Genomic DNA, 11,001 nt, shown 5'->3' on the forward strand with positions numbered 1-11,001 from the left:
AAATTCCAGAACGGCAAGTCAAGGATCGTTGGTCGAAGAGCCAAGCCTGATTTTTTTCCGCTGCACCGGCTCTTCTAGCAGCCACACTCGCGCATCGGCTGAAACCCGGTCGTTGCAACCGAGTTGGCGATCGCAGACAGGTCAACACTTTTCCTCTGGCGCCGGCTCGTCGCACCATGGTTCAATCGTGTTCTGCTTGGGTATGTCGCCCACCGACCATACCAACACGAGGAACCTGAGCCGTGAGCACCACCAACCGTCCGCCGATCTGGCAACTCATCCGGGATGCCGTGGCCCCACTGGGCCGCGAGACAACCAACGCGGAAATCAAGCAGCTCCTGTTACGTGCGTATCCGGATCTAAACGAGGCTACCATCGCCTGCCAGATAGCCATTTGCACGGTCAACCGGGTCGGCCGGGTCAACTATCCGGAGAACAAGAAGCCCCGCCTGGCGAACGGTCCATATGACTTCCTCTTTGCCACCAACCGCGGCAAGGTCACGTGGTACGACCCGGACAAGCACGGCATGTGGTCGATCGAGCAGACGTTGCCAACGTCGAACCGCCTAGCGGTGCGTCGCGTGGACGAAACCAACGAGGAGGTGATGGCCCCGCAGGACATAGACGCGGCGGAACCGTTGGGCGACGGATTCGGCGGCGGTGCATTCGCGCTCGAAAGCCACCTGCGTGACTACCTGGCGCACAACCCTCCCAGCACCACGACACACGGCCCCCTCAGCTTATTCGTTGACACTGACGGAAGGGACGGCGTGGAGTACCAGACCGACTGCGGCCCCGCGGATCTGGTATTCCGAGATCGTGACGGAAACTTCGTGGTCTTCGAGTTGAAACTGGGCCGGAGCCCCGATGCGGCGTTGGGCCAGGTGCAGCGTTACATGGGGTGGATCGAGCACCACGTGGCCGAGGGCAAGAATGTGTCCGGGGTGATCGTGGCGAACTCGATCAGCGACAAGCTCAAATACGCCGGCAAGGTCGCGCCGCGCGTGCAACTCATGGAATACCGCCTGAGTGTCGAGCTGGCGCCGGTGGCGCTGAACGTGCCGGCGCCGGGAGATCGGGCATGATCGCGTGGTTGTCGCACGCCTCGACTGCGGCGGTATCGTTCGTCGGGCACCTCAACGAAGGCGAGCTGCGCTTACTGGCCGGCTCCGTGTCGGTGGTGACCGTGCTCATCTCGGTCTTCGCTATCACCCGCCCGTTGCGCTACCAGAAAAGCGCGGCGCTGCTCGACCAAGCCGTGCGTGCGCTCGAACGCGCATACAACGCCCTGACCGTTGACGGGGCCCAGACCGCTCCTGTCCCGGCTGACCGGTTGAACTGGCTGACCGCCGCGCGCAACCTGGAAACCTACAAGGCACTAAAGCGCGAGATCGGTGTGAATGTCCACCGCCGGATCGCCGACGACCACGAGGAACATTGGCGCTGCCTCTTCTACCTCGCGCTCCAAGGTGACGCGTACCACCAACCGACCTACTACCGGGAAGTAATCGCACCACGGGCACAGCGCCGCGACGGCATCGAGCCGCATTCTGCCGTAATCGTCCACGCGTTCGCGAAGTGGCCCAAGCATCGCCAGGACCCGATCGAGCGCGCGGATTTCGATCGAATCTTCGAGGAGACGGACCCGCGCAAGGGCAATGTCGGACTCAGGACGTTCCTGGACGCCTCTGAGAGCCGTGGCACCAGCCGCTTCCGCAACCTGCCGGACCCGTACCCCGAGCGGACCTGGTGGACGCGCCGCCTCCAAACATTCCGTCTGCGCAAACGCCTATGACCAGTTACCAAGCTGCCGCAGTTGCTGGCCCACCTTCCGCTCCACCTGGTTGCGATGCATGATCATCGTTTCAAGAGCGATTCGCATCAATCGCCGCAACCCCGTTTCTTCCGGCCTCGCACCGCCGCCAGCGTCACTAGCCCGTAGGCGGCACTCCAGCGCGGATACTCTTCGGCGCGCCCCCCGTGAGATGGTGTTTCTGCTTAAAGAAGGTGCATTTACTCATGCGACAGATGGCTCGCAATGCGCCTCTCGTTTCGTTGGACGCATCCTCGCCACATCTCGGCAGAACCGCAGTGTCCAGCGTGGGGAACCACTACTCTACAATCGCTCACGGCACCACGCACGCCTGACGGAAGGCTAAGCTTTTGATATTCACCCGAAACTGGGGTGGTCGCCCGGTGCTCAGCGCTCCCACATGGGTTTGGCTGCGGTATTGGTGATCAACCCATGCAACGCCACCACCGCTTCGTGGATCTTCGCTGTGACCTCCCTAATATCGGCGACCCGCACGATCTCAACGTTGGTCTTGAAGGTGCCCCTAGCCGACATGTATGCGATGTGAACTTGGCCATCGTCGTCCAGAGAAAGCGCGTTGTGCGCGTATTTGTTGCGCCCCGCCTGGGCCGCCCGAACTTTCTTGATGACGATCTCGTAGCCCTTTAAGTGAGGTACCTGATCCACGAGCTGTCCGCACAGGGAGCTTACGATGTCCACCCGCTGCTGGAAGTTGCTGTGCGCTACCATCGCCAACGCGCGGATGTCGGTCGGAGACTCATAGCCGGCCAGTTTCGAGATTGCGATTGCAGCCGTCGACTCGAGGGAGCCCCACACGCTCACCATGCGCCCGAGTTCGAGCAGGTATTCATCGGGCACGGGCCAGTTGGGGTTGAACTCGCCGCGTTTGGATGTCTTCTGGGTGGTCATGACTGGTTAGCCTGGATCTTCGCTTCGATGGTTTTGAGAAAACGGACAAGGCCACCGATGTGGCTGACGATCAGTACGGCCTCGTCGTGATTCAGCATGGGGTTGTCGTGGGCCAGGCTTTGGTCGTTGCGCACGGCGTTCATCGCTTCCAGGTTGGATATGCTGGTCTTGAGGATTCGTTCGGTCATTTCGCTTTCGATGTGGCCGGCGCCGCGCAGGTGCTTCACGTACTCACCCATCAGGCTGTGCAACGGTTTCTCGCGCGTAACGGCAATGCCGCGCCGCTCGCAGAGCGTGCGCAAGAACTTCATCATGAAGACGTGCACGCGGTCCAAAGCCGTCGCAGGCTCGTTCGCCTCGATCGCGGCCCGAATGTGCTTCGCCGCAGCGGCGAAATCCAACGCGTTGACGCTCGCCGTAAAGGCATCGGCCTCGGGGACCAGACTGCTGAGTTTCAGCCGGTCAACAATCGCTTCGACGGCAGCGCGCAGTTGCGGGTCGTCCGGCAAGCATCGGAACGCCTCACCCCATTCGATCAGCGCGGCGAGCGCCCGAGCCACTAGGTGGTCGGACTCCAGTTCCCAGAATGCGCGCATCCGCTTAGCCTTGGACGTGCCTTTGAACTGGTACTTCTCGTCGTAGATGTTGACGCCAACCTGCTCCTGGAAAAACTCACCCATCGTTCGGTCGGAGAAGTTGAGCACGAACCCGCTGCCCATGTCGAGGAACGGTTCTAAGCAGCGACGATCGCGTGAGGTCAGGCTCGACATAGCAGTCACATGAAGAGGCGATAGGGATACGCATGCCCCGGAAGGTCTGGCACGTTGGCGATGGTCCGCGCGAGCCGTTGAGAATAGCGAATGGTCACCGGAACCGGGTCGTACAACGCGTCGTTGTTCCAGTCCATTTTGGTCAGCGCGAGGGTTTCCAACGCAGCCACTTCCAGCGGACCGCTGCCCGCGTGCCGGATGATGTTGAGCGGGCGCGGGATGCTCTTACTTCCCTGGAAAAACAAGGCACCGCTGAGCGCTGCTGACGGGGCATTGCCCGACGCCCACAACAGCGCCGACCGGTCCGTTCGCGTGAGGACAGTTCCCCGTGGCACCGGCGCTCGATCAGGCACACTTCTGGGTCCGCCCTTCTTCCCCTGCTTCAACCACACGCCACGCCAGGTGGCGCTGCTTCCGATCTCGATGCACTCCACCTCTGGAACCGTCGACAGGCCGTCGAAGACGCCTTGCAGTTCTTCGTCCTTGAACGACGTCGTTTTGTGGACAACGAGACGTCGCGGCAGCCGTCCACCATTACGCCCAAGGTAGAGGCTCAGGCTACGTGCCATGACCGCCCGCATGTCGCTTCGGCTGAGAAATGGGTTACGCCTGGCTTCGCGCGGATCCGCCACCTGCTCCTTGGCCTCGAAAGCGACGAACTGCATGCCGCCCCCGTCCGCATCGAAAACCTGCGAGCAGCATGTGACGAACTGCGCGGACTTGGGGTCGCCGCGCAATGCGTAGGCGAGACCAATATAGGCCGTGTCTTCTGGCACACCGGCCAGCGGCGCGAGCTTCCAAGGAATGCCACCCGCCTTGGTGAAGAGCGCGATGGCGAGGCGCCAGGCCAACGACGCCTTGAGCCGGAATGTGAAAACACGATCGTTGATGACCTGTGTTGGGATGGCGTACCGGGCACCAAGGGCCTTCAACGCGTCGTGCGCGTCGAATCCGTTGGCCGTAAATGCCGTAGCCCACGCATCGGGGAGATGCACCAAAACGACATCAAACTGGTCGTGCAACGCATCCAGGCGCGCCATGGCTCCCGACATCGCCGAAAACAACCGCTCATGGGGCGCCCCAGTACGCGCCAGGGCCATGAGATCGTCGGGCCACTTAATGTGCACGTCCTTCGGCCCCGCAACGAGCGGAACGCGAAAGAGGTTTTCAAATCCGGGGAACGATGGCACGTAGTTGCGCCGGTCGCTCGCTTCGTGGCCCGATCGGATGGTATCCACCAGCCCTCGGAGCTTCGGCCACCCTGACGCAGGGGCGATCGTCGCGACGCGAAGCTTTGGCGTGTACCCCTCGAACGTCTTGCCGTTGTAGGCACCGAAACGCAAAAGGCCGCGCAGCGGGTTCTCGTCGAGGTCTGTGTCTTCGCTGTTAAACGTGAGGGCCGGCTCGTCCAGCAAGGAAAACGATGGCGCCTTCGAAAGGTTGTAGTCCATCGTTACTGGTTCCTTTGGAAGTACGCATGCTCATGGCTCGGACGGCTCCACGCCGTGATGGGCGAAACCTTGAACACAGCGTCGATTCCCTTGTCCAGGGAAACGCCCGTCGTCAGCAGAACGCAGTTCCCATCGCCAGCCAGCGTATCGGCCCACGCGTCGATGATGGCCGACCAAACGTGGTTGTAGCGTTGAGCCCATCGCTCCCGCCGCCAGTCGATGGTGGGGTCGACGAAGCGCGGACGGTCAAGGCTCGTTTCGGTGTCTGGGCGATCTTGCGTGGGATCGGGATAAGGGACGTCGACGAAGGTGGCCGGCTCGAACGTCAACCACCAGCGATCGGCAGCCTGCTCCAGGTGAAGCTCTACCCCTTCCTGGAAGGGGTACCCCTGAGGCGTCTTCCCGTATAGCGCGCTCGAATACGCGTTTCGCAGTCTAGCCTGCCGGGCCAACCGCGTTTCGCGCGCTTGCGGCGTTTCCTTGTCCGAGTCGCCTCGTACCATCACCGCATGACCACTGCGCCGCCAGCGCACCCTCAGCGGACGATTTCGGCAGACGGCTCGCGTCAAAGCGTCGTATAGCAGTCCGAGCGCCCAACTATCGTCGGCGGGTGCCAGGTTGACCGTACCGTCGAGCCGCCCGCCCGCTGGTCCGAAGGCACGAGCCAATTCTTCGTCATTCCCGAACGCGGCTATTTCTTTTCCTCTGCTGGCGACGATCGCCCATACGTCGGCGTCCCTCAGCATCTGACGAGCATCCGGCGTGGTCACGCTCCGCTCCAGCGTGATGCGCCTCGCCACCCTCGGCATCTCCAGCACTGGGATGGCCGAGCAACGAAGAATGGGGAAAGCGTTGTGCTCCTTGGTTGGCAATGGTACTGGTCTAACCACGCTGGGCGGAGCGAACGACCGGATGTGGGCGTCGAGCTGCTGCGGCCATGTCGAACCATCGGCAATGTCTGCCGCCAACTCGTCGAACGTCTGGCACTCGACGATCGTGACCCGCACGCCTTGGGCCGCCGCAGCCTCGAGAAAGGCCTGGACGTCAGGCAACAACCCCTCGGCTGATCGGGCTACCCAATGGATCCCCGCAGGGTACGGCGTGGGCTGGGCCAGGGCATCGTTCAGCGCACTCATCACGGAAGCGTCGCGCCCGCTGTAGCCGATCACGACCAAGCCATACCGCCCGCAAGCAGTTGTCAGGACCGTACGCATTTGCGCATCCTGCTCACGCAGTTCGTCGGTGGTGTTCTTCAGGCTGACCGACTGATAGTCGCCGTGGATCTTCGCCAAGAGCGCGCGGCTCTCGCCCAGGGCGTGCATCGCACGTTCCGCGTTGTCGATCCCGGACACCGACAGGTTAGCCCGCTCGTCGGGAGCCACGAGCTGGTCGGTCACCGTCGCCGCAGTTTCCACCAAGCTGTCGAAGTTGGTCGTGAACACGCAAGGGACACGACCGGTGGTGATCAACCCTGCAAGCACCCGGTGCGCGTAGGATGGCGTGCCCTTTTGCACCGCCAGGCTGATGTAGTTTCGCCGGTCCTGCGGTGTCGGGTAGACCGCCTCAAATGCCGCGGCGTACTCCGTTGGATCGTTCGGCGGAGGGAGGACCGATCGTGACGCAAGGAACGCGTCGATGCGCTGAATCCAAAGCGGATCGTCAGTATCAACCTCCTTGAGCTTGGCCCCGGACAGCTCGCAAAAGATCCGTTTTTTGAAGTCGGTGATCATCGCGTAGCCGGTGGGTATTCCGGCAGCGGCCGAGGCACCCGCCCCCAAAAACCATGCATATTGCGTTGGGCGAAGGCAAAACATTCTGGCGAACTGCGACCCCGAAACCGTTTGAATGCTCAAAATCGCTCCCGTCTATTGTCGTTTTGGGCGCCACCGCAGCGCCCGGGATACTCCCGCCCTCACGCTACGCCACGCATTGCGAGGCTGCCAAGCGGTGTCGCCAGCCTCACCCTGTGTCGAACGATTGTAATCAAAAGCCCCCGGCTCCACGTCGGGAGCGCCAGATGGCCGCGCTGGATGCCGTAAACGACCGCTTCGGACGTAGGGCCCTGCGGGTGCGGAACGTCGAGGGTCGCGAGGCCTGGCATATGAGCTAGAACGCGAAGACCCCGAGCTAAACCACCGAGTGGGAGCGAGTGCCCACAGCGCGGCGAACAAGCCCGTTCTCCGCACGATAAACTCACGCCTTGCCCACTGCCGTCTGCTGCCATGCCCAGTCCAATCGAAACATTCCTCCCCGTGCCTGAAGGTTTTCAAGCGTTTGAAAAGATCGTGTGCACCTGCGCGAATCTGCGCTGGGACACAAAAGATTTCCGCCTGCACGCTCGTGCTGGGCAACAGCAGATTGGCGTCGATGTCTACGGACGGGACAAGGACGACCGCTTCATCGCGTACCAGTGCAAGAACATGCCCGACGGAATCACGATGGAGATCATCCTCGACGAGATCCAGAAAGCGGAAGCGTTCGAGCCGGCGATCAAGCATTACTGCATCGCCACGTCGGCGAAAAAGAATGGCCCCGTCGAGCGCCAGGTTCTGCTGCTCTCGGACGAACGCAAGGAACAGCGGAAGTTCACCGTCGAGGTGCTGTTCTGGGCTGATTTGCAAGACCTGCTGTGCAACAGCCCAGACGCGCTGCGCAAGCATTACGGGGGTTTCGGGTTGGATGCGTTGGGTGGCCCCGACGCACGACTGGTCAAGGATCGGGCGCGCTTCGACGAGCTGCAGGCGGCGTTGCCCCACACGACCGTCTTGCAGTTCGCCGAGCATGATTTTCGGCACCCGTTCCCGTACAAATCGGTGACCGTCCTGCACACGTTCCTGCACGGTTGGCGCACGATCGCCACCGCGTTCTACGACGAGACGCTGCGTGAAGCGTTTAGCGGACTGTACAACGCGTGCGACACGTTGTCGGAGGAGCTGGGCGATCGCACATCCCTGTACGGCAAGGCGGCCGATCGGATATGGGTCGTGCATGAACAGTTTCGGGACCGTCCGAACGCTGACGACCTGGCCGATGCGGCCGAACTCGACAAACTCGCAGCGCAGTTTGCACGGGTGTACGAGGACTATCTGACGTTGTGCCGAACGACCCTGTATTCCTGATATAGTGGTGGTAGGCTGTCGTCGCCTGCCGCACGCGCCCTTCGGGGCATGACAAAGACGATGTGTCGCCGCACCTACCCCATTCCATGGTCCTTGTTTTCGATGGGCGGTCCGCAAAGCGTGCACCGGATTTGCCGCCCAGGAGAAAGCAATGAATACGCAGCAGTTGAAGCTGCTGGCCGGGCTCGTCCGCGGCCTTTTGCAGCCCACGCACCCCTCCCTTGGTCATGGCCAGGCGCTCGATCTGATTGCAGCGCTGCCCGGGCTTCGTAACTGGCCCGAGGTGATGGCGTTCCCCGAACGCGTCGCCGCCGCCGAGTTGGATACCACCTCGACCGGTCGCCTGGCGTTCCGCCTGAAGAAGCGCTACGCGGTCGACATGTCGCCCCAGGAGTTGCTCGTCGCCCTGTCTCCGCCCGGCGCGGTCGTTGCCCGCAGGGTCCCGCAGATCTGGCCGGCAGGTCCCGTTCCCGGCGTCTACATCGCGACCGCCCAGAAGGCGATCGACGCCCTGCTGGAGGTGTACGAGGACGCCACCGACGGCGCGCTGCTCTACGCCGAACGCGCCGGCAATGGTTGTCCCAGCGCCATCGACCTGGGTGAATACGGCCTCTGGTCGTCCGGACTGGATCGCGTGCCCAGCGGCACGTTGCTGGTGGTCGGCCCTCTCGAACTCGACCAGCAATCCTGGGACGAAACCGCGAGCCGTCTGGAAACGGCTTGCAGGTATGCGCTGGACTCAGGGCACCGTGTCGCGGTGCTGCTCGACTCCCCGACACCCGAGATGCTCCACGAGGACGTACGGCTCATGGTCACGTGCCGGGACGGGCACGTGGACGAAGAAACGGCGCTGATCGGCGTCGTCACCGACGAGGGCGAGTTGCAAGCGCGCGTGCCGTTCTCCGGAGCATGGCCGACGATAGAACCGGTCACGCCGGCGGGAACCGCCGACGCTTTGCCGACGCCGCTCATGGGACCTCTGCGTGATGTGCTCGCTGAACGTACGAATGGTTTGTTGCTGTTCGGGTCCGCCGTCATCGCCGAACATTCCGCGATGGACCTCGTGGCAGCCTCATTGGCGCTGACCGAGCACGCCGGTCCGGCCGCCCGCATCATGGCGCGGCACCGCTCGACGCCATCGAAGGATTGGGACGTGCCGGAAGCGATCCAGCAACTGCCCTTCTTGCCGTCGATCGAAAGCGCCTACGCCCAGGGTTATCGCCGCCTGATCTACCACCCCAGCTACACCGAGCCCGAACTGTTGTTGAAGTACAGCGAGGACGCGCTGCTGATTTGCGGCACGTATGGCGCGGACGTTATGAACGTGTTCATGAGCACGATGCGCGCGGGTGGCGGGAGGGACATGGAGGCGGACCTGCTGGCCCGCATCATCGCCATTGCAGCCACCACCCCCCTCCCGTCCCACGATGGGAACAAGGTGGTCGCCGATTTGTACGTGGCGACCGGCTCGCCGACGGACAACGTGGTCACGTTCGAGCAGGTCGAACAGTTCCTGAACGACAACCTCCTCACACGGTGGAAGGATGGGCTGGCCAGTCTCCTCGACGCGGGCATCGTTGCCCCCGCCGAGGCGAAGAAGGCTTTCCCACGAAGCGAGGGCATCAAGGCCTTCGTTGACGAATACGTCAAGAAAAGGAAGGCGCGCGCAACCGCGTAAGCGGACACGGAGCCCGGTGCCGTCCAGGCGCCGGGCGGGAGCGTTTCGAACACACCCAGTGCGGCGCCATGGACGTGGCCTGGTTTCTGAACCGCCGCCTGGATTTCATCCGGCAGCTTTACGCCAGTTCGTCGGCGCCTTTCGTCGATCGTCGAACCAAGATCGAGAACAAGGAAGAGCCTTTTGTGCCGCCATATTCGGAGGACCTGGAACCTGCGTTCATGCTCGAATGGCAGGAGGCCAGCGATTCAATCGACGTGCTGGGCCACGCATGCCTGTGCATGCTCTCGTCGGCGTTGCAGGCGTACCTGCACACCCGTCACAAGCTGCACTGCCGAGACCTGACCGAGGAGGAGCGCACGCGCGGCAGCGGTTGCATCGAACGCAGTGCGTTAGCGAGCACCGCCTCTCGACCGACCACGACGCGGTTTGTCCGTCATGCTCTTTAGCGTGATCGCCATCTCCAGCAATCCGAGTCTGTAGCTATTCCTCCGCTGCTCTGCAGCCAAACCATAGGCAAAAACAAAGATCAAAATCGCCACGGCGATAGCAAAGACGATCAACCGCAGTACCAGCGGATTCGACGGGTGGTCCTGCGTCAATGTTCTCTCAAGCCAACGAACCACCCCAAGATCCCTAGAGAAAGCAAACAGAACGACCGAGAGTGGCAAAAGAGGCGCTGCGTTTCCGAACAGGTGGGCGATCCATTCACCAGATCGAGAATTCATTTGCTTGAGATAGCACTGCGCATAAGCCAGTGACTTGTCGGGCTGATCAAGCAAAAATAGCACGTTATTCTCGTCGACTTCAAGTTGTCGCTGGGTAACGGCCTTCTGATTCTCTCCCTCTCTATTACGGAACGTTGTTCGAATATCTACGACAATCTGGATAATGAACGCGAGAAAGAGTAACAGTGCGCCAAACACGACCCCGATACGGGCGGAGTCTGTGATGAATCGATCCGAGCCACTGGGTGGAAGAGTCGTTACACTTAGTTTGACAGCGAGTATGGCCGCGGCACTTATCAGGAAAAGCACCCATCCAATAAATGTTGCTCGCCGCGCGGCAGGGGTATTCTGCTGCGCGTAGGGCTTGCATTTCCCCAAATGCTCAAGAATCTTGTCGAGATTGTGCATAATTCATCGAGTTATATAGACGAAAGCATCTTGCGCATCACACTGTATGCTGGCTGACGCTACCGTTAAGCAGATTACCGCACCCTGCTTAATATACCCCCCTGATTTACTGTCAATCGAACAAA

The 11,001-nt window shown here is 61.6% G+C and carries 11 protein-coding genes; 6 read left to right on the forward strand and 5 right to left on the reverse strand.

Annotated features, from left to right (window positions below; genetic code table 11):
- Positions 1–242: 242 nt before the first annotated feature.
- Positions 243–1,085: an endonuclease NucS domain-containing protein gene (locus tag WS70_RS11690; RefSeq protein ID WP_226382749.1), complete on the forward strand. Its 843-nt coding sequence runs from the start codon at positions 243–245 to the stop codon at positions 1,083–1,085.
- Positions 1,082–1,795: a hypothetical protein gene (locus tag WS70_RS11695; protein ID WP_059598004.1), complete on the forward strand. Its 714-nt coding sequence runs from the start codon at positions 1,082–1,084 to the stop codon at positions 1,793–1,795. The genes WS70_RS11690 and WS70_RS11695 overlap by 4 nt, the downstream gene beginning before the upstream one ends.
- Before the next feature lie 405 nt (positions 1,796–2,200).
- Here the strand turns inward: WS70_RS11695 and WS70_RS11700 are convergent, their stop codons facing one another.
- From WS70_RS11700 to WS70_RS11715, 4 genes are read right to left on the reverse strand one after another with little or no spacing between them, the layout of a single operon-like run.
- Positions 2,201–2,722 carry a hypothetical protein gene (locus WS70_RS11700; protein ID WP_059598005.1) on the reverse strand — a complete coding sequence of 174 codons (522 nt, stop codon included), beginning with the start codon at positions 2,720–2,722 and terminating at the stop codon, positions 2,201–2,203.
- Positions 2,719–3,492 (reverse strand): abortive infection family protein, encoded by a 774-nt coding sequence (locus tag WS70_RS11705; RefSeq protein ID WP_059598006.1) that lies wholly within the window; start codon positions 3,490–3,492, stop codon positions 2,719–2,721. Before WS70_RS11705 ends, WS70_RS11700 begins: the two co-directional genes overlap by 4 nt.
- Positions 3,493–3,497: 5 nt before the next feature.
- Positions 3,498–4,943, reverse strand: coding sequence for an argonaute/piwi family protein (locus WS70_RS11710; RefSeq protein ID WP_059598007.1), 1,446 nt, complete (start codon positions 4,941–4,943; stop codon positions 3,498–3,500).
- A 2-nt stretch (positions 4,944–4,945) separates the two neighbouring features.
- Complete coding sequence (locus WS70_RS11715) at positions 4,946–6,673, reverse strand: SIR2 family protein (protein ID WP_082722381.1); 1,728 nt, start codon at positions 6,671–6,673, stop codon at positions 4,946–4,948.
- 287 nt (positions 6,674–6,960) lie between these two features.
- Here WS70_RS11715 and WS70_RS33820 point away from each other — a divergent pair, with 287 nt between their 5' ends.
- The 4 genes from WS70_RS33820 (at position 6,961) to WS70_RS11735 (ending at position 10,189) form a co-directional block, all read left to right on the forward strand.
- A complete protein-coding gene (locus tag WS70_RS33820) occupies positions 6,961–7,053 on the forward strand; it encodes a DUF4113 domain-containing protein (protein WP_418230137.1) in 93 nt (30 codons plus the stop codon).
- Positions 7,054–7,195: 142 nt separating this feature from the next.
- Positions 7,196–8,062: a hypothetical protein gene (locus WS70_RS11725; protein WP_051644145.1), complete on the forward strand. Its 867-nt coding sequence runs from the start codon at positions 7,196–7,198 to the stop codon at positions 8,060–8,062.
- Positions 8,063–8,213: 151 nt separating this feature from the next.
- A complete protein-coding gene (locus WS70_RS11730) occupies positions 8,214–9,740 on the forward strand; it encodes a hypothetical protein (protein ID WP_059598009.1) in 1,527 nt (508 codons plus the stop codon).
- 68 nt (positions 9,741–9,808) lie between these two features.
- Positions 9,809–10,189 (forward strand): hypothetical protein, encoded by a 381-nt coding sequence (locus WS70_RS11735; protein ID WP_059598010.1) that lies wholly within the window; start codon positions 9,809–9,811, stop codon positions 10,187–10,189.
- Here the strand turns inward: WS70_RS11735 and WS70_RS31505 are convergent.
- On the reverse strand, positions 10,133–10,876 hold the full coding sequence (locus WS70_RS31505; RefSeq protein WP_159082890.1) for a hypothetical protein: 744 nt from the start codon (positions 10,874–10,876) through the stop codon (positions 10,133–10,135). The two genes, WS70_RS11735 and WS70_RS31505, sit on opposite strands and share 57 nt — an antisense overlap.
- Positions 10,877–11,001: the final 125 nt, after the last annotated feature.

This window comes from Burkholderia mayonis (assembly GCF_001523745.2).
In the GTDB taxonomy this organism is placed as follows: domain Bacteria; phylum Pseudomonadota; class Gammaproteobacteria; order Burkholderiales; family Burkholderiaceae; genus Burkholderia; species Burkholderia mayonis.